Here is a 21797-nt window from a genome sequence, read left to right on the forward strand (position 1 = left end):
CGCGGCGCCGGGCCGGGGTCAGAGTTCGTTGTCCAGCAGGGCGAACATGTCGTCGATGGTGTCCACTTCCAGATCCGCGTCGCCGCCGGACGGCCGGACCCGGTCCTGCCACAGGGCGACCAGGTTCCGCAGCTTCGCCTCGACCTCGGCACCGTCCGCGGCCGCGATGTCCACTGTGGACAGCTCGGCGGCGAGCCGGTCGATGCCCGACGCCAGGCCGGCGGCCCCGGCCGGGGCCGTCGGTCCCGCAGCGTCCATCTCGGACTGCAGGAACTTGGCGAGATCGTCCGGGGTCGGGTAGTCGAAGATCAGCGTCGCGGGCAGGCGCAGCCCGGTGGCCGCGTCGAGCCCGTTGCGCAGCTCGACCGCGGTGAGCGAGTCGAAGCCCAGTTCGGTGAACGCCCGGCCCGGCTCGATCGAGTCCGCGCCGTCGTGCCCGAGGGCCGCCGCGGCCTGACCGCGCACCACCCCGAGCAGCACCAGTTCGGCGTCCGCCTGCGCAAGCCCGGCGAGCCGACGCTTGAGTCCGTCGGCCTGCGCCGCCGCGTCCACCGTGGCGGCACGCCGCACCGAACCGCGGACGAGACCGCGCAGCAGCGGCGGTACCGGTCCGGTCATCGTGCGGAGCCCGGCGACGTCGAGCTTGACCGGCACCGAGACCGGCTCGGCCAGGCCGGTGGCCAGGTCGAACAGCTCCAGTCCTTCGACCGGGTCGAAACTGCCGACCCCGTCGCGGCCCATCCGGTCCGCGTCCGCCGAGTCGCCCATCCCGTCGGCCCAGAGGCCGAAGGCGAGCGATGTCGCGGGCAGGCCGAGGCCGCGGCGGTGGTGCGCCAGCCCGTCGAGGAACGTGTTCGCCGCCGCGTAGTTCGCCTGTCCCGGCGCGCCGAGCACCCCGGCGGCCGAGGAGAACAGGACGAACATGGTCAGGTCGTGGCCGCGGGTCAGCTCGTGCAGGTTCCACGCCGCGTCCACCTTGGGCCGCAGCACCTTCTCGAGCCGCTCGGGGGTGAGCGCGGTCAGCAGCCCGTCGTCGAGGACGCCGGCCGCGTGCACCACACCGGTGAGCTCCGGTGTGCGGTCCAGGACCGCGGCGAGTGCGTCCCGGTCGGCGGCGTCGCACGCCTCGATCCGCACGGTGGCGCCCAGCGCGGTCAGGTCCGCCGTCAGTTCGGCCGCGCCGGGCGCGTCCGGACCGCGACGGCTGGTGAGCACCAGGCTGGTGACGCCGTGCTCGGTGACCAGATGCCTGGCCAGCACCGCGCCGAGGCCGCCGGTACCGCCGGTGACCAGCACCGTGCCGCCGATCGGGCGGCGCGGCACGGTCAGCACGACCTTGCCGACGTGCTTGGCCTGCGACAGGAAGCGCAGCGCCTCCGGTGCCCGGCGCAGATCCCAGGTGCGGACCGGCAGCGGGGTGAGCGCGCCCTGGTCGAACAAGACGATCAGCTCCTCCCATATCTGCGCGATCCGGCGGTTGCCCGCTTCGATCACGTCGAACGCCTGGTAAGTCACACCGGGATGGTGCCCCGCGGCGCCGCCGTCCGGACGGACGTCGGTCTTCCCCATTTCCACGAACCGCCCACCGCGCGGTAACAGGCGCATCGAGGCGTCGATGAAGTCGCCGGTCAGCGCGTTGAGGACGACGTCGACGCCGTTCCCGCCGGTGGTCTCGCGGAACCGTTCCTCGAAGTCGAGCGTCCGCGACGACGCGATGTGGTCGTCGTCCAGCCCGGCCGCGCGCAGGACGTCCCACTTGCCCTCGCTCGCGGTGCCGAACACCTCGGCGCCGACGTGCCGGGCGAGCTGTGTCGCGGCCATCCCGACGCCACCGGCCGCGGCGTGGATCAGCACCGACTCGCCCTTCTTCAGCGCGCCGAGGTCGGTCAGCGCGTAGTAGGCGGTGAGGAACACCAGCGGCACCGACGCGGCCTCTTCGAACGTCCAGCCCTCGGGCATCTTGGCCAGCAGGGCCCGGTCGGCGAAGGTGAGCGGGCCGAACCCGCCGTGCACCAGGCCCATCACCCGGTCGCCGACGGCGAGATCGTCCACTTCGGACCCGACGTCGGTGACGACACCGGCGGCCTCGTACCCGATCCGGCCCGCGTCACCCGGGTACATGCCGAGCACGTTGAGCACGTCGCGGAAGTTCGTCCCGGCCGCGCGGGTGGCGATCCGGACCTCACGCGGCAGCAACGGTTCGAGCACGTCCGGGTACGGCTCGAAGGAGAGCCTGTCGAGGGTTCCCTTGACCACGCTGTCGAGACGCCAGGCCGGTTCGTGCCACGGCGGCACGAGGTCCGGCGACGACGCCGCGGTCAGCAGCCGCGCGGCGTGGACGACGCCGTCGCGCACGGCGAGCTGGGTTTCGTCGCCCAGCACGGCCAGCGCGGTGTCGACGTCGGCCTCGGCCGCGTCGAGCAGCACCAGACGACCGGGATGCTCGGACTGAGCACTGCGGACCAGGCCCCAGACCGCGGCCGAAGCCGGGTCGACACTGTCCGAAGTAGACACGGCGACACCGTTCTCGGTGCGCACCACGAGCGTGGTGTCCTTCTCCTCGGCCAGCCACTCCTGCAGTTTCGCCAGCGTGCTCAGCAGCAGCGCGTGCGTGGCCGCCGGGGTGTCCCCGGCCTCCGGTACCGCCGACAGGATCTCCGTCGGGGTCGCCGGGGACTCGTTCGTCACCTGCGCCCAGCCGAGCCGGAACAGAGCGTCCGAAGTGGACGGAGCGGCCGGGCCGAGGTCGGTGACCTCGCGCAGCAGCAGCGCTCCCACCGTCAGCACCGGTGCGCCGGCGCCGTCGGTGAGCTCCAGGCGGACCGAGTCGGTGCCGGTGGCGGAGACCCGGACGCGGGCGGCGGTGGCGCCGGCCGCGTGCAGGACGACGTCGCGCCAGAGGAACGGCAGCCGGGTGGTCGTGGTGTCCCCGGTGGGCAGCAGGCCGATCGCGTGCAGCGCGGCGTCGAGCAGTGCCGGGTGCAGGCCGAACTTCCCGGCGTCGCCGTGGGCGGCGGCGGGCAGTTCGAGATCGGCGCAGACGTCGTCGCCCACCCGCCACGCGGCGGTGAGGCACTGGAACACCGGCCCGTACTGCAGGCCCGCTTCGGCGAGCCCCGGGTAGAGCTCGGTGACGTCGAGGGCCTCGGCCCCGGCGGGCGGCCACGCGGCGTCCTTGGCCGCCGGGTAAGCGTCCCCGGGAGCGAGCAGACCGGTCGCGTGTTCGGTCCACGGAGCCTCGCCGAGGCGGGAGTGGATCGACACCGGACGCCGTCCATCGTCGTCCGGAGCGCCGAGGACGACCTGCACGGCGAGTCCGCCGGTCTCCGGCAGCACCATCGGCGCGGCCAGGGTCAGTTCGGCGACGCGGGCGCAGCCGAGTTCGTCGCCCACCCGGACGGCGAGCTCGACCAAGGCCGCGCCGGGGACCAGCACGGTGCCGAGCACCGCGTGGTCGGCCAGCCACGGCTGCGCGGCGCGGGACAACCGGCCGTAGCCGACCAGCCCGTCCTCGCCCGCCGTCGGCACGGTCGCGCCGAGCAGCGGATGCCCGGCCGCGGCCAAGCCCAGCCCGGCGGCGTCGCCCGCGGTGGCGGGCGGGTCGAGCCAGAACCGCTCACGCTGGAACGCGTAGGTCGGCAGCGACACGGCGCGGGCGTCCGTGCCGTCGAAGAACGCCGTCCAGTCGACGTCGGTACCCGCCGCAACTAGTCGGCTAAATGCGAGAGCGGCGGTCTGCCGCTCGTCACGGTCCTTGCGCAGCACCGGGACGAACACCGCGTCCGGGGCGCTGTCCGCTCCCATCGCGGAGAGCACCCCGTCCGGGCCGAGCTCCGCGAACCGGGTGACCCCGGCGGCGGCGAGCGCGGCGACACCGTCGGCGAACCGGACCGGCTCACGGACATGCCGCACCCAGTAACCCGGGTCGGACAGTTCGTCGGCGACCCGGCCGGTCACGGTGGAGACGATCGGGATCCGTGGTTCGGCGTAGCTCAGGCTCTCCGCCACCGTGGCGAACTCCGCGAGCATCGGCTCCATCAGCGCCGAGTGGAACGCGTGCGAGACGACCAGAGCCTTGGTACGGCGTCCTTCCCCGGCGAACCGGGCGGCGACCTCGCGGACCGGACCGTCCACACCGGACAGCACGATCGCCTGCGGTCCGTTGACCGCGGCCAGGCAGACGTCGTCGGACAGGTGTTCGCGCACCTCGTCCTCGGTCGCCTGGACCGCGACCATCGCACCGCCTTCCGGCAGCGCCTCCATCAGCCGTCCTCGCGCCTCGACGAGTTTCGCCGCGTCCTCCAGGGAGAACACGCCCGCCACATGGGCGGCCGCGATCTCGCCGATCGAGTGACCGGCCAGGAAGTCGGGCCGGATCCCCCACGACTCCACGAGCCGGGACAACGCCACCTCGAGAGCGAAAATCGCGGGCTGCGCGGTGCCGGTGCGGTCGAGATCACCAGCGAGAGGCAGCAGCGCGGCGACCTCGTCGTAAGCCTCGGCGAACACCGGGAAAGCGGCGTAGAGCCCTTCGCCCATACCGAGCCGCTGGGAACCCTGGCCAGTGAACAGCAGGGCGAGCTTGCCTTCGGCCGAGCGGCCGGTGACGACCTGCGGGGTGGTCCGGCCGCCGGCCAGCGCGGCCAGACCGGTGCGCAGCGCGTCGGCGTCGCCGGTGAGCACCGCCCGACGTTCGAACGCGGTCCGGGTGGTCGCCAGCGCGTAGCCGATGTCCAGTGGGTCCGCGAATCCGACGGTGCCGAGCAGTCGCCCGGCCTGAGCCCGCAGCGCGTCTTCGGTACGGGCGCTCAGCATCCACGGGAGAAGCGACGGTGGCGCCGGAGTCCGGGCCGGTGCGGCGGGTTCCGGAACCTGCTCCAGGATGACGTGCGCGTTGGTGCCGCTGATGCCGAACGCCGACACCGCCGCGCGCCGCGGCCGTCCGGCCTCGGGCCACGGCCGGGCCTCGGTGAGTAGCCGGACCTCGCCCTCGCTCCAGTCGACGTGCGGTGACGGCTCGTCGACGTGCAGGGTCGCGGGCAGCACTCCGTGCCGCATCGCCTCGACCATCTTGATGATCCCGGCGAGTCCGGCGGCGGCCTGGGTGTGGCCGATGTTGGACTTCACCGAGCCGAGCCACAGCGGTTCCTCGCGGTCCTGGCCGTAGGTGGCCAGCAGCGCTTGCGCCTCGATCGGGTCACCCAGCGCCGTACCGGTGCCGTGTGCCTCGACGATGTCCACAGTGGACGACTCGACGCCCGCCGCGGCCAGCGCGCGGCGGATCACCCGCTGCTGCGAGGGACCGTTGGGCGCAGTCATCCCGTTGGACGCGCCGTCCTGGTTCACCGCCGACCCCTTGACGACGGCCAGTATGCGACGTCCGTTGCGGCGCGCGTCGGAAAGCCTTTCCAGGAGCAGGAAACCGGCGCCCTCGGCCCAGGCGGTGCCGTCGGCCGCCGCCGCGAACGGCTTGCAGCGGCCGTCGGCGGCCAGGCCGCGCTGACGGGAGAACTCGATGAACGGGTTGGGGCTGGCCATCACGGTCGCGCCGCCGACCAGCGCCAGTCCGCACTCGCCCGAACGCAGCGCCTGCGCCGCCCAGTGCAGGGCGACCAGCGACGACGAACACGCCGTGTCGACCGACACCGCCGGGCCTTCGAGCCCGAAGGTGTAGGCGACCCGGCCGGTCAGCACGCTGCTCGCACTGCCGGTCCCGAGCAGGCCCTCCATCCCCTCCGGGGTGGCGGCCAGCCGGGAGGCGTAGTCGTCGTACATCACCCCGGCGAACACACCGGTGGCGCTGCCGCGCAGCGAGACCGGGTCGATCCCGGCGCGTTCGAACGCCTCCTGCGCGGTCTCCAGCAGCAACCGCTGCTGCGGGTCGACGGTGACCGCTTCCCGCGGCGAGATGCCGAAGAACTCCGCGTCGAAGTCGGCGGCTTCGTGCAGGAAACCGCCCTCGCGGGCGTAGCTGGTGCCGGGGTGGTCGGGATCCGGGTGGTACAGCCCGTCGAGATCCCAGCCGCGGTCGGACGGGAACGGCGTGATCGCGTCGGTCCCTTCGGCGACCAGGCGCCACAGATCCTCCGGTGAGCTGACGCCGCCCGGGAACCGGCAGCTCATCGCGACGATCGCGATGGGCTCGTCCGGTTCGGCCACGCGCACCGGTTCGATGTCCACACCTGCCTCGTCACCGGCCAGCTCGGACCGGACGTAGGTGGCGAGCGCCGCCGGGGTCGGGTGGTCGAACACCAGCGTGGCGGGCAGCCGCAGCCCGGTCGCCTCGCCGAGCCGGTTCCGCAGTTCGACGGCGGTGAGTGAGTCGAAGCCGAGTTCCGTGAACGCGCGACCGGCCTCGACCGACGTCGCCGTGCCGTGTCCGAGCACGTCGGCGACGTGCCCCCGGACCAGGTCGACCAGATGCGAGAGCTGGTCGGCGGGCGAAAGCCGGGTCAGCGTCGCGGTCAGCCCGGCGGCGGCCGCGGCGTTGGCCGCGCCACGCCGCTTCGGCACCCGGACCAGGCCGCGCAGCGCGGGGGCGGGCTCACTGGTGCGGGCCAGCGTGCGCAGCGTCGCCAGGTCCAGTTTGACCGGGACCGGAACCGGCGTCGAGGCGGCCAAGGCGGCGTCGAACAACGCCAGGCCCTCTTCGTCGGTCAGCGCGCCGAATCCGGCGCGAGCGAGACGGTCCACATCGGACTGTCCGCCCATGCCGTTGGCCCACAGGCCGTACGCCAGCGAACGTGCGGGCAGCCCCTCCGCGTGACGTCGGCGAGCGAGGTCGTCGAGCAGGGCGTTGGCCGCGGCGTAGCTGGCCTGCCCCGGACCGCCGAGGATCCCGGACACCGAGGACACCAGGACGAACTGGGTCAGCGGCTTGCCGAGGGTGAGTTCGTGAAGCGCGAGCGCCGCGTCGGCCTTGGGCCGCAGCACGGTGTCGAAGCGCTCCGGGGTCAGTTCGGTGACGACGCCGTCGTCGAGCACGCCGGCGGCGTGCACGATCCCGGTGAGGTCTTCGATCCCGTCGAGCAGCGCGGCGAGCGCGTCGCGGTCGGTGACGTCGCAGGCGACGACCTCGGCGCCGAGCTCTTCCGCCAGTTCCGGGGCGCCGGGCGCGCCGAGGCCGCGGCGGCTGGTGAGGACCAGCCTGGTGACGTCCGGCGCGAGGTGCCGGGCGATCGCGGCCCCGACCCCGCCGGTGCCGCCGGTGACGAGAACCGTGCCCTCGCCCCAGATCGCGGCCTCTCCCGGCGTCGCCCGGGTCAGGCGCGGGACTTCCGCCACGCCATCGCGGATCCGGACCTGCGGTTCGCCGGTGGCCAGCGCCAGGCTGACGTCCTCGCCTTCAAGGACGACGAACCGGCCAGGGTGCTCCGAAGCGGCGGTGCGGGCGAGACCGCGGACGGCGGCCCCCGCCGGGGTGTCGCCGGTGCGCACCACCAGACGCGGCCCGCCGTCGGCCAGGAACTCCTGGATCGCCGTGAGGGTCGCGGCCAGCGCGTCACGCGGCTCGCCCTCCGGCGCGGTGAAGACCTGGACGTCCTCGGCGGCTTCACCGTCGGCGGGTACTTCGACCCAGGTCAGCTCGTACAGCGAGTCGGTGCCGCGCGGCCTCGGGGCCTCCGCGGTCCGGACGTTCACCGTGCCGAGGGTGATCACCGGCGCGCCGGTGGTGTCGGTGGCCAGCAGGGAAACGGTGCCCGTCCCGGTCGGTGTGACGCGGACGCGCAGCGCGGTGGCGCCGGTGGCGTGCAGGGTGACGTCGCCGAAGAGGAACGGCAGCCGGGTGCCCTCACCGGGGAGGAGACCCAGGGTGTGGAGCGCCGCGTCGAGCAGCGCCGGGTGCAGGCCGAAGCCGTCGACTTCGGTGCCCTCGGGCAGTTCCACCTCGGCGAACACGGTGTCCCCGTCGCGCCAGGCGGTGGTGAGCCCGCGGAACGGCGGGCCGTAGTCGAGACCTGCGGCCGCCAGGTCCGCGTAGAGCCCGTCGAGCGGGATGGGTTCCGCGGCGGGCGGCCACTCGGTCAGCCCGGACGGCACGGCGGCCGTTTCCGGGACGAGGATCCCGGCGGCGTGCTCGGTCCACTCCCCCTGCGGGGCACGCGAGTGCACCGAAACCGGCCGTCGCCCGCCCGTGCCCGCCGCTCCGACGAGCACCTGGACGTCGAGCGCGCCGTGCGGCGGCAGCACCAGCGGTGCGGCCAGGGTCAGTTCCTCCACGCCCGCGCAACCGGCTTCGTCACCCGCGCGGACGGCGAGTTCGAGCAGTCCGGTGCCGGGGACGAGGACCTCGCCGAACGCGGCGTGCCCGGCCAGCCACGGATGCGTGGCGACCGAAAGCCGTCCGGTGAGGACCCAGCCGTCGCCGTCGGCGAACGGCACGGCGGCGCCCAGCAGCGGGTGCCCGGCGGGCTGGAGCCCCGCCGTGGTGACGTCGCCCGCGCCGGATCCGGCGGCGAGCCAGAAGCGGCGGCGGTCGAACACCGTCGTCGGCAGGTCGACGACGCGGGCGCCCGTCGGGCGGAACACCTCGGCCCAGTCGACGCCGACACCGCGGGTGTACGCGGCGGCCAGCGTGGTGAGCGCGGTTTCCGCCTCATCACGGTCGGCGCGCAGGAACGACGCCGCGAAGGTGTCCGGGCCGTCGTCGGCGAGGGCGGTCAGCACGGCGGCCGGGCCCAGCTCCACGAACCGGGTCACGCCTGCCTCGCGCAGCCACGCCAAGCCGGCGGCGAACCGGACGGTGGCGCGGACGTGCTCCGCCCAGTACTCCGGCTCGGCGACCCTGCCGGTCCTCTCGCCGTCCACTGTGGACACGAAGGGGATCGCCGGGGCCGAGAACTCCAGTTCCCGCACCACGGCGGCGAACTCGTCGAGCATCGGCTCCATCAGGGCCGAGTGGAAAGCGTGCGACACCTCCAGCCGCTTGGTGCGGCGGCCGAGCTTCTCGAACTTCTTGGCCAGCTTCAGCGTCGGCGAGGCGGCACCCGAAAGCACGACCGCGTTCGGGCCGTTGACGGCGGCCAGCGAGACCTTGGCCGTCAGGTGCTCGCGCACCTCCTCCTCGCTCGCCTGCACCGCGACCATCGCGCCGCCCTCGGGCAGCGCCTCCATCAACCGGCCACGCGCCTCGACAAGCTTGGCCGCGTCCTCCAGCGAAAGCACACCCGCCACGTGAGCGGCCGCGATCTCGCCGATCGAATGACCGGCCACGAAGTCGGGGACGACGCCCCAGGATTCGGCGAGCCGGTACAGTGCGACTTCCAGCGCGAAGATCGCCGGCTGCGCGGCGCCGGTGCGGTTCAAGTCGCCTCCGGCCGGGAGCAGCGCGGTGACCTCGTCGTAGGCGGCGGCGAACACCGGGAACGCGGCGTAGAGCCCTTCGCCCATGCCGAGCCGCTGGGATCCCTGTCCGGTGAACAGGAACGCCGTCCGTCCGGACAGGACGCGGCCGGTGACGACCGACGGGGTGGCCGTGCCCTCGGCGAGGGATTCCAGTCCCGTGCGGAGATCCGCGTCCGTGGCGCCGAGCACGACGGCACGCCGTTCGTGCGCGGTGCGCGTCGTCGCGAGTGCGAAACCGACGTCGACCGGCTCGCCGTCACGGCCGAGCAGACGTCCGGCCTGCTCTCGCAGGGTGTCTTCGGCGCGGCCGGAGAGCACCCACGGCACGAGAGCCGGAGCGACGACCTCGCGCGGGGCCGGGGTTTCGGCCGGTGGCTGTTCGAGGATGACGTGCGCGTTGGTCCCGCTGATCCCGAACGACGACACGGCGGATCGCCGCGGCCGCCCGGTTTCCGGCCAGTCCCGGCCCTCGGCGAGCAGTTCGACGTCACCGGCTTCCCAGTCGACGTGCGGGGTCACCTCGCCGAGGTGCAGCGTCTTCGGCAGGACACCGTGGCGCATCGCCTGGACCATCTTGATGATCCCGGCGACCCCCGCGGCGGCCTGGGTGTGACCGAAGTTGGACTTCACGGAGCCGAGGTACAGCGGTTCGCCGTCGCGCTCGCGGCCGTAGGTGGCCAGGAGCGCCTGCGCCTCGATCGGGTCACCCAGCGTCGTACCGGTGCCGTGTGCCTCGACAGCGTCCACAGTGGACGACGGGACACCGGCCGCGGCCAGCGCTTGGCGGATCACCCGCTGCTGTGAGGGACCGTTGGGCGCGGTGAGGCCGTTGGACGCGCCGTCGGAGTTGACCGCCGAGCCCTTGACCACCGCCAGCACGCGGTGCCCGTTGCGGCGCGCGTCGGAAAGCCTTTCCAGCACGAGCATTCCCGCGCCTTCTGCCCAGCCGGTTCCGTCGGCGTCGGACGAGAAGGACTTGCAGCGGCCGTCGGCGGCGAGGCCGCGCTGACGGGAGAAGCCGATGAACGTCTCCGGCGTCGCCATCACCGTGACCCCACCGGCCAGCGCCAGCGAGCACTCCCCCGAACGCAACGCCTGCGTCGCCCAGTGCAGGGCGACCAGCGACGAGGAGCAGGCCGTGTCGACCGACACCGCGGGCCCCTCCAGGCCGAGGGTGTAGGCCACGCGGCCGGACAGCACGCTGCCCGAGGTACCGGTGCCGAGGAACCCTTCGACGTCGTCGGGGACGTCGTTGCCGAGCCGGGTGCCGTAGTCGTGGTACATGACCCCGGCGAACACGCCGGTCGGGCTGCCCTTGAGCGACGTCGGATCGGTGCCGGAACGTTCCAGCGCTTCCCAGGCGACTTCGAGCAGCAACCGCTGCTGCGGGTCCATCGCGAGCGCTTCCCGGGGCGAGATCCCGAAGAACTCCGGGTCGAAGTCGCCCGCGTCGTGCAGGAATCCGCCTTCGCGGGTGTAGGTCTTGCCCGGCCGGTCGGGGTCGGGGTCGTAGATGCCGTCGACGTCCCAGCCGCGGTCCTCGGGGAAGCGGGTCACCCCGTCCTTGCCGCCGGAAACGAGGTCCCACAGCTCTTCCGGCGACGTCACGCCGCCCGGGTAGCGGCAGGCCATGCCGACGATGACGATCGGGTCGCCGTCGGCGCGGGCCGCGGTGAAGACCGGGGTCGCGTCGGTGGGTTCGTCGAGCAGTTCGGCGAGCAGGAATTCGGCCAGCGCCAGCGGGGTCGGGTGGTCGAAGGTCAGCGTCGCGGGCAGGCGCAGCCCGGTGACCGTGCCGAGGCGGTTGCGGAACTCGACCGCGGTGAGCGAGTCGAACCCGAGGTCACCGAAGGCGCGATCGGCTTCGACGGCGTCGGGGCTGGTGTGGCTGAGGACGTGCGCGGCCTCGGTGCGGACAAGTTCGGTCAGCAGCCGCACGCGTTCGCCGGCGGGCACCCCCGCGAGCCGCTGGCGCAACCCGGCCGCTTCCGCTTCCTCGGCCGCACGACGGCGCCGTGGCCGGACCAGGCTCCGCAGCACGTGCGGGACCTCTGCTTCGGCACGCAGCGCGGCCAGGTCGAGCTTGGTCGCGACGGGACGCGGGTCGTCGCCGAAGGCCAGCAGGTCGAACAGTTCCAGCCCGGCTTCGACGGGCAAGGCCGCTCCACCGCGACCTTCACCCATGCCGGTTTCCCAGAGGCCGAAGGCGATCGAGGTGCCGGGGAGGCCCTGGGCGCGCCGGTGGGCGGCGAGCCCGTCGAGGTAGCCGTTGGCCGCGGCGTAGTTCGCCTGGCCGGGTGCGCCGAGGGCGCCGGCGATCGAGGAGAACGTGACGAACAGCTTGAGGTCGCTGGTCAGTTCGTGTAGATGCCTGGCGGCCTCGGACTTGGGGCCCGCGACGGCGGCGAGCCGTTCGGGTGTCATCGCGGCGAGGACGCCGTCGTCGAGGACGCCCGCGGCGTGCACCACGCCGCTCAGCGGCTCCTCCGCGAGCGCGAGCACGGACTCGAGCTGGGAACGGTCGGCGACGTCGCACGCGGCGATCGTCACCTCGGCGCCGAGCGCGACCAGATCCTCCCGCAGGGCTTCGGCGCCGGGGGCGTCCGCTCCCCGGCGTCCGACGAGCAGCAGGTGCCGGACGCCGTGGCGCTCGACGAGCCGCCGGGCGACGTGCGCGCCGAGTCCGCCGGTACCGCCGGTGACCAGCACGGTGCCGTCGAGGGTCCAGTCCGGGTCGGCGGTGGCGCGGGACCGCGTCAACCGAGGAACGCGCAGGCCGTCTTCGGTGAAGGCGACCTCGGGTTCACTGGTCGCGGCCGCGATCCGGACGTCGCCGGTGCCGTGGACCAGGACGAACTTGTCCGGGTACTCGGCCTGCGCGCTGCGCACGAGTCCGGCGACGGCGGCGTGCTCCGGGCTGTCACCGGTGAGGTGCACGACGAGCCGGTCTTCGGCCGTCTGCAGCGCTTCGAGTGCGGCCTCGACCGACGTGGCTTCGTGCACGGCGATGTCTTCGCTCTCCGAAGGCGTCGCGACGGGGATCCAGTCGATGCCGAACAGCGCGTCGGTGGTGGCGCTGGGCAGCGGCCCGTCGCCCACCGGGCGCAGGCTCAGCGAGCCGGCCGAGAGCACCGGAGCACCGGTGCCGTCGGTGACACGCAAGGAAACGGCGTCCTGACCGGCCGGGGTGAGCCGGGCCCGGACCGTGGTCGCACCGGTGGCGTGCAACGCCAATCCGGTCCACGAGAACGGCAGCCGGGCCGGGCCGCCGGTCAGGCCGACGGCGTGCAGGACCGCGTCGAGCAGGGCCGGGTGCAGTCCGAACCCGCGGACGTCGGTGCCCTCGGGCAGCGCGACTTCCGCGAAGATCTCGTCACCCTGTCGCCAGGCAGCGCGCAGGCCTCGGAACGGGTCCGCGTAGGTGAGTCCGGCTTCGGCGAGTGTCGCGTAGAAGCCTTCCAGGTCAACGGATTCGGCACCGGTCGGCGGCCATTCCGGTTCGGCCGCGGGTTCGGTGTCCGTCGCGATCAGCGAGCCGGTGGCGTGCAACGTCCATTCGCCGTCCTGAGGACGCGAGTGCACCGCCAGCGTGCGGCGGCTGTCACCATCCGAAAGGGACACTCGCAGCTGGACCGGGGCGGCGGTGAGCACCAGTGGCGCCTGCAGCGTCAGTTCTTCGACGGTGCCACAGCCGACCTCATCGCCCGCCCGGACGGCGAGTTCGGCGAACGCGGTACCCGGCAGCAGGACGGCGTCGCGGACGCGGTGCCCGGCCAGCCACGGCTGCTCGTCGAGCGAAAGCCGTCCGGTGAGGACCAGCCCGCCGCGTTCGGGCAGCGCGACGGCGGCGCCCAGCAGCGGGTGGTCGAGCGCGCCGAGACCCAGCGCGGAGGCGTCGCCGGAGCCCGGCGGCGCCAGCAGCCAGAAACGGCGGCGCTGGAACGGATAGGTGGGCAGGTTCGCGGGTCGCGCGCCACTGCCGTCGAAGAAGCGGTCCCAGTCGACGGGAGCGCCCGCCGCGTGCACCGTGCCCAGCGCGGTCATCGCGGACCGGGCCTCGTCCGAGTCCTTGCGCAGGGTGGAGACGAAGACGCCTTCGTTGCCCATCGCGGAGAGCACGGCGTCGGGGCCGAGTTCGAGGAACGCGGTGACACCTTCGGCGGTCAGCACCGCGAGGCCGTCGGCGAACCGCACGGTTTCACGGACGTGGCGCACCCAGTAACCCGGGTCGGTCGGATCGGCCGATTCGCTCACCGTGGAGACGATCGGGATCCGCGGCTCGGCGTACTCCAGCGACTCCGCGACCTCGGCGAACTCCGCCAGCATCGGCTCCATCAGCGCCGAATGGAACGCGTGCGACACCACGAGATGCTTGGTGCGACGCCCTTCCTGGGCGAACCTGGCGGCGACCGCGCGGACCGGACCGTCCACACCGGACAGGACGACGGAGTCGGGCCCGTTGACGGCGGCTAGACTCACCTCGTCGGTCAGGAACTCGCGCACCTCGTCTTCGGACGCCTGCACCGCGACCATCGCGCCGCCCTCGGGCAGCGCCTCCATCAACCGGCCGCGTGCCTCGACGAGCTTCGCGGCGTCCTCCAGGGAGAACACGCCGGCCACGTGTGCCGCGGCGATCTCACCGATCGAGTGCCCGGCCAGGAAATCCGGGGTCACGCCCCAGGACTCGAAGAGCCGGAACAGTGCCACTTCCAGGGCGAAGATCGCAGGCTGCGCGGTACCGGTGCGGTCGAGGTCGCCGTCGAGAGGCAGCAGCGCGGCGACCTCGTCGTACGCCGCTGCGAAGGCGGGGAAGGTCTCGTAAAGGCCTTGGCCCATGCCGATTCGCTGGGAACCCTGCCCGGTGAACAGGAACGCGAGCCGTCCGGTGACCGCGCGGCCGGAGACGACGTTGACCGCCCGGCCGGTGTCGGCGAACGCGGCCAGCCCGGCCCGCAGGACGGACGGATCGGTGCCGACGACGACCGCGCGCCGCTCGTGCGCGGTACGGGCGGTCGCCAGCGACCAGGCGACGTCGAGCGGGTCGGCCGTCAGGTCGGCGAGCCGTGCGGCCTGTGCCCGCAGGGCCTCTTCGGACCGGCCGGACAACACCCAGGGCAGCATCGCGGGCCGGGCAGTCGATTCCTCGGTCTCCGGCACGGGAACGTGTTCGAGCACGACGTGCGCGTTGGTCCCGCTGAACCCGAACGAGGACACGCCCGCCCGGCGCGGACGGCCGGTCTCCGGCCAGCCCGCGGCCTCGGTGGCCACGCGGATCGCGCCGGCCTCCCAGTCGACCTGGGCCGAGGGCGCGTCGACGTGCAGCGTCGCGGGGACGACGCCGTGCCGCATCGCCTCGATCATCTTGATCACCCCGGCCACCCCGGCGGCGGCCTGGGTGTGCCCGAAGTTCGACTTCACCGAGCCGAGCAGCAACGGCTCTTCGCGGTCCTGGCCGTAGGTGGCCAGCAGCGCCTGTGCCTCGATCGGGTCGCCCAGCCTGGTGCCGGTACCGTGCGCCTCGACGACGTCGATGTCCGAAGTGGACAGTCCGGCGTTGGCGAGCGCCTGCCGGATCACGCGTTGCTGCGACGGTCCGTTCGGGGCGGTGAGCCCGCTGGACGCGCCGTCCTGGTTGATCGCGGAACCCTTGAGCAGGGCGAGGACCGGGTGACCGTTGCGGCGCGCGTCGGACAGTTTCTCCAGCAGGACGAATCCGGCGCCCTCACCCCAGCTGACACCGTCGGCGCCGTTGGCGAAGGCCTTGCAGCGGCCGTCGATCGCCATCGCGTTCTGCTTACTGAAGTCGACGAACGGGTCGGGGTTGGCCATCACGGTGACGCCGCCCGCCAGTGCGAGGGAGCATTCCCCCGAACGCAGGGCTTGGCTCGCCAGATGCATCGCGACCAGTGAGGACGAGCACGCCGTGTCCACCGACACGGCCGGTCCCTCGAACCCGAAGGTGTAGGAGACACGGCCGGACATCATCGCGCCGGACGTGCCGGTGCCGAGGAAACCTTCGACCTCCTCCGGGATCTTCGTCAGCCTGGACGCGTACTCGTGGTAGATCGCGCCGGTGAAGACACCGGTGTCGCTGCCGCGCAACGTGCCGGGCGGGATGCCCGCGCGTTCGAAGGCCTCCCACGCGATCTCCAGGAGCAACCGCTGCTGCGGGTCCATGGCGAGGGCTTCGCGGGGCGAGATGCCGAAGAACTCCGGGTCGAAGTCCCCCGCGTCGGGCAGGAAGCCGCCGGTGCGGGTGTTCGACACACCCTGTTTGCCCGGGGTCGTGTCGAACAGCGCGGCCAGGTCCCAGCCACGGTCGGTGGGGAACTCCGTCAGGCCTTCGCGGCCTTCGGAAACCAGGCGCCACAGGTCTTCCGGCGTGTTCACGTCGCCGGGGAACCGGCAGCTGGTCGCGACGATCGCGATCGGCTCACCGGCGTCGACGACCCGGGCACGGGCACGAGGTCCGGCGGTGAGGTCGCCGAGCAGTTCCGAACGCACGTAACCGGCGAGGGCGACCGGGGTCGGGTGGTCGAAGATCACCGTCGACGGCAGCCGCAGCCCGGTCACGGAACCGAGGCGGTTGCGCAGTTCGACCGCGGTCAGGGAGTCGAAACCGAGGTCCATGAAGCCGCGGCCGGGTTCGACCGTGGCCGCGTTGACGTGCCCGAGCACCAGGGCGACCTGCGTGCGGACGAGGTCCAGCAGCTCGCGGTCCTGATCGGCTTCGGTCAGCCCGGCGAGCCGCCTGGCCAGCGAGGAGTCCTGGCCGCCGCCCGATTTCGCGGTCCGGCGGCCGGGTTTGACCAGCGCGCCGAGCAGCGGCGGGAGCGGTCCGGACGCGGCCAGCACCGGCAGGTCCAGCTGAACGGGGATGGCGAGCGGCGCTCCGGCGGCGATGGCCGCGTCGAACAGCGCGAGACCGTCTTCGACGGCGAGCGCGGGAGTGCCGCCGGCGCGCAGCCGCGCCAGGTGGGCTTCGCCGAGCGTCTCCGCCATGCCCGCGGCCCACGGGCCCCAGGCCAGCGATTGCCCGGCGAGACCGAGCGAACGGCGGTGTGCGGCGAGACCGTCGAGGTAGCCGTTGGCCGCCGCGTAGTTGCCCTGCCCCGGGGCGCCGAGCACCCCGGCGGCCGAGGAGAACGTGACGAACAGGTCCGGGTCGCCGGACAGTTCGTGCAGATGGCGGGCCGCGTCGGCCTTCGGGCCGAGCACGAAGTCGAGCCGTTCGCGGGTGAGCGCGTCGATGGTGCCGTCGTCCAGCACACCGGCGGCGTGCACGACACCGGTCAGGTCGACGCCGTCCAGCAGCGCCGCCACGGCGTCACGATCGGAGACGTCGCAAGCGACGACGCGGACTTCGGCGTCGAGCTCCTCCACCAGCTCCGCCGCTCCGGGCGCGTCGAGGCCCCGGCGGCTGGTGAGCAGGAGCTTCCGGACTCCGTGCTTGGTCACCAGATGGCGGGCGACCAGGGCACCGAGACCGCCCGTGCCGCCGGTGATCAGCACCGTCCGGTCCGGGTCGAGTGCCCTCGGCATGGTGAGCGCGACCTTGCCGATGTGCTTGGCCTGGCCGAGGAACCGGAACGCTTCCCTGGCCTCGCGGACGTCCCAGGTCCGGGTCGGCAAGGGGGCGAGCGCGCCGGAGGCGAAGAGGTCGGTCAGCGCGTCCCACAACTGAGCCGTCCGCTCCGGCCCGGCGTCGATCAGGTCGAAGGCGCGGTAGTGGACGCCTTCGGGCTCGCGGATGTCGGTCTTGCCCATCTCCAGGAAACGGCCGCCGGGCGCCATCGTCCGGATCGAGGCGTCGATGAAGTCCCCGGCGAGGGCGTTCAGGACGACGTCGATACCGCTGAACCGCTCCTCGAACTCCAGCGTGCGGCTCGAGGCGATGTGCGCGTCGTCGAGTCCGGCGTCGCGCAGCACGTACTGCTTGCTTTCGCTCGCGGTGCCGTACACCTCGGCGCCCAGATGGCGCGCGAGCTGCGTCGCGGCCATCCCCACCCCGCCGGCGGCGGCGTGGATCAGGATCGACTCGCCCGCCTTGAGCCCGGCCAGGTCGACCAGCGCGTAGTACGCGGTCAGGAACACCAGTGGCGTCGAGGCCGCCTGTTCGTACGTCCAGTCCGCGGGCTTGTGGGTGATCATCGGCCGTTCGGCGATCGCGATCGGCCCGGCACCTCCGGAGACGAGGCCCATCACCTGGTCGCCGGGGCTCAGGTCGGTGACGTCGGCGCCGACTTCGAGGACGGTCCCGGCGAACTCGCTGCCGAGCAGCCCGGCCTCGCCGGGGTACATGCCGAGCGCGTTGAGGACGTCGCGGAAGTTGAGCCCGGCGGCGCGGACGGAAACCCGGACACCCAGCGGGCCGAGCGGCTCGTCGGGCAGCGGTTCCAGGGTCAGGTGGTCGAAGGTGCCCTTGCCGGACAGGCCGAGCCGCCAGTTGCCCGGCGGCGGGAGCAGGCGTCCGGTGGATTCGGGCGTGACCAGGCGAGGGACGCGCAGTTCGCCCTCACGGACGGCGATCTGCGGTTCCCCGGCGGCCAGCACCGCGTCGGTGAGCTCGTCGGCGTCGGCGAGCAGGAACCGGTCCGGGTGCTCGGACTGCGCACTGCGCACCAGCCCCCACACCGCGGCCGCGACCGGGTCCACATCGGACAGTCCGGTGTGGACGAGCAGTTTCGCTTCGGCGAAGCGTTCTTCGGCGAGGAAGGTCCGGAGCACGTCGAGGGTCGCGCCGGTGACGGCGTGGACGTCGTCGCCTTCCGCGCGGTACACGACGACCTCGGGGGCCTCATCGGTGACGTCGGCGAACCGCGCCCAGCGCGGGGCTTCGCCGTCCGGTGTGGCGATCGGCCGCCAAGCCAACTCGTACAGTCCCTCGCGAGTGGTCGCGGGACGCAGCTGTCCGGCCGAAACCGGGCGGACGACCAGGGAGCCGACGGTGGCGACCGGCGCACCGGTCCCGTCGGCCACGCGCAGGGTGACCGCGTCGGTGCCGGCCGGGGTGAGCCGGACGCGCAGTTCGGCCGCGCCAGAGGCATGCAGGACGACGTCGCTCCAGGCGAACGGCAGGCGGGCGGGGCCGTCGCCTTCCGCGAGCGCGTGCAGCGCCGCGTCGAGCAGCGCCGGGTGCAGGCCGAAGCGGCCCGCCTGGTCACGGGCGGTCTCGGGCAGGGAGACCTCGGCGTAGGTGTGCTTGCCGTCGCGCCACAGGGAATGCAGGCCCTGGAAGATTTCGCCGTACTCCAGCCCGGCCGAGGCCAGTTCGGCATAGCGGCCTTCGAGGGAGACGGCCTCGGCGCCGGGCGGCGGCCACTCCGCCAGGTCCCATTCGGGCGTGGACGAAGCCGGGGCGAGCGCGCCGGTGGCGTGCAGCGTCCACTCCCCCGCGCCGTGGGGGCGCGAGTGCACGGTGAGCGGGCGGTGGCCGGTTTCCTCCGGCGTCCCGGCCCACAACTGGACCTGGACCGCGCCGCTCTCCGGCAGCACCAGGGGCGTCTGCAGCGTCAGCTCTTCCAGCACCGCGAGGCCGGTCTCGTCGGCGGCTCGCACCGCCAGTTCGACCAGCGCGGTACCGGGTACGACGACCTGCCCGTGCACCACGTGCTCGGCCAGCCACGGATGCGTCCGCAGCGAAAGGCTTCCGGTGAACAGGAATCCGCCCGCGTCGGCGACCGAAACGGCGGCACCGAGCAGGGGATGGTCGAGCGAACCGAGGCCGAGACCCGCCGCGTCACCGGCGGCGTGCGTCGCGGGGAGCCAATAGAACTCGCGCTGGAACGGGTACGTGGGCAGTTCGACCGGCCGCGCGCCGTCGAACGCGGCGGCCCAGCCGACCTTCCCGCCGTCGGTGTACACGGCGGCCAGCGCGGCGACGAAGGTCTCGGGTTCGGGCCGGTCACGGCGCAGGGCCGGGACGAACAGGCCGTCCGCGCTTTCCTGCCCCGCCGCGGAAAGGACACCGTCCGGACCGAGTTCGAGGAAGCGGGTGACGCCCGCCTCGGCCAGCGCGCCGACGCCGTCCGCGAACCGCACGGCCTCGCGCACGTGCCGGACCCAGTAGGCCGGGTCGAGGATCTCGGCGGTCTCGGCGATGCGGCCGGTGACGTTGGAGACGAGCGCGATCTTCGGCGTCTTGTAGGTGACTCGGCGGGCGACGGCGGCGAAGTCGTCGAGCATGCCGTCCATCAGCGCCGAGTGGAACGCGTGGGAGACGGCGAGGTTCTTGGTCCTGCGGCCCTGCTCGGTGAAGACGGCGGCGACGGTCCGCACGGCGTCCTCGGTACCGGAGACGACGATCGCGCGCGGTCCGTTGACGGCCGCGACGTCCGCCCCTGTCACCAGGGCGGCGCGAACCTCGTCCTCGGTCGCTTCGATGGCGCACATCGCGCCCCCGCGCGGCAAAGCGCTCATCAGGCGGCCGCGTGCCGTGACCAGTTCGGCGGCGTCGTCCAATGACCAGATGCCGGCGACGTGCGCCGCGGCGAGTTCACCGACGGAATGACCGATCAGGAAATCCGGGACGACACCCCAGGATTCGACCAGGCGGTAGAGCGAGACCTCCAGTGCGAACAGCGCGGGCTGGGCGTTCCCGGTGTCGTTCAGGGCTTCGGCGTCCTCGCCGAAAACGATCTCGCGCACGCCGGGCAGCAGCTCGCAGACCTCGTCGAACGCGGCGGCGAAGGCCGGATACGCCTCGTAGAGCTCGCGGCCCATGCCGAGTCGCTGCGAGCCCTGGCCGGTGAAGCACACCGCGAGGGCACCGTCGGTCGCGTCGCCGACGTTCGAGTCCCCCTCCGCGACCGCCGCCAGCCCGGCGCGCAGGGTGGCCTCGTCGCGGCCGGTGACGACGGCACGGTGTTCGAAGGCGGACCGGGTCGCGGCCAGCGACCAGCCGATGTCGGCCGGGTCGCCCTCGACGTCCAGCAGCGCGCGAGCCTGGGCGCGCAACGCCGCCGGAGTACGGCCGGACAGCACCCACGGGATCACCGGCGGCGTGACGGCGTCCACTGTGGACGGATCGACGGCGGGCGCCTGCTCAAGCAGTACATGGGAGTTGGTCCCGCTGATGCCGAACGACGAGACACCCGCCCGGCGGGTCTCCCCCTCCGGCCAAGGGCGCGCCGACGCCAGCAGTTCGATCGTTCCCGGCGACCAGTCGACCTGCGGACTCGGCGCGTCGATGTGCAGGCTCGCGGGCAGGATTCCGTTGCGCAGGGCCAAGACCATCTTGATGATCCCGGCGACCCCCGCCGCGGCCTGGGTGTGGCCGATGTTCGTCTTCACCGAACCGAGCAGCAACGGCCCCCGCTCGCCGCGGTCGCGACCGTAGGTGGCCTGCAGGGCTTGGACCTCGATCGGGTCGCCCAGCGTCGTCCCGGTGCCGTGCGCCTCGACGACGTCGACGTCCTTCGTGGACAGACGAGCGTCGGCGAGCGCCTGGCGGATGACGCGCTGCTGCGAAGGACCGTTGGGGGCGGTGAGGCCGTTGGACGCGCCGTCCTGGTTGACCGCGGAGCCGCGCACGACGGCCAAAACGGGGTGGCCGTTGCGCTGGGCGTCGGACAGCCGCTCCAGCACGATCATGCCGGCGCCCTCGCCCCACGCGGTGCCGTCGGCCCCGGCGGCGAACGCCTTGACCAGGCCATCGCGGGCGAGACCGCGCTGACGGGAGAACTCGATGAACGCGTCCGGGCTCGCCATCACGGTGGCGCCGCCCGAAAGCGCGAGGTCGCACTCCCCCGCCCGCAAGGCGCGGACGGCCAGGTGGAGCGTGACCAGGGAAGCCGAGCACGCCGTGTCGACGGTGACGGACGGGCCTTCCAGCCCGAGGACGTAGGAGATCCGTCCGGAAAGGACACTGCCGGAGATCCCGGTGCCGAGGTAGCCCTCGACCCCTTCGACGCCCTTGGGCAGGTCGCGGCCGTAGTCCTGGCCGTTGGTGCCGACGAAGACCCCGGCGCGGCTGCCGGACAGCGACGCGGGGTCGATCCCGCCGCGCTCCAGCGCCTCCCACGACGTCTCCAGCAGCAGCCGTTGCTGCGGGTCCATCGAGACGGCCTCGCGCGGCGAGATGCCGAAGAACTCGGGGTCGAATTCCCCGGCGCCGTCGACGAAACCGCCTCGGTCGACGTAGCTGGTGCCGAGGTGGTCCGGATCCGGGTCGACGAGCGCGCCGACGTCCCAGCCGCGGTCGTCGGGGAACCCGGTGATCCCGTGGTCCCCGGCGGTCAGCAGTTCCCAGAACCGCTCCGGCGACCGGACGCCGCCCGGGAAGCGGCAGCCCATGCCGACGATGGCGATCGGTTCGGCGGCGCGGTCTTCCAGCGCGGCGAGCCTGCCGCGCGTGCGCTGCAGTTCGCCGGTGACTCGCGTCAGGTAGTCGCGAAGCTTGTCGTTCTCACCCACGGTGTCCCCACTCATCGGTCGAGGTCGCGTGCACTCGG

1 protein-coding gene is annotated in these 21797 nt (G+C 73.1%); it reads right to left on the bottom strand.

Annotated features, from left to right (window positions below; translation table 11 throughout):
• Positions 1-18: 18 nt before the first annotated feature.
• The gene (locus ACLJPX_RS35175; protein WP_410604664.1) at positions 19-21759 is read right to left on the bottom strand and encodes an SDR family NAD(P)-dependent oxidoreductase; all 21741 of its coding nucleotides are present in this window, start codon (positions 21757-21759) and stop codon (positions 19-21) included.
• Positions 21760-21797: the final 38 nt, after the last annotated feature.

Source organism: Amycolatopsis sp. lyj-90 (genome assembly GCF_046549035.1).
GTDB lineage: Bacteria > Actinomycetota > Actinomycetes > Mycobacteriales > Pseudonocardiaceae > Amycolatopsis.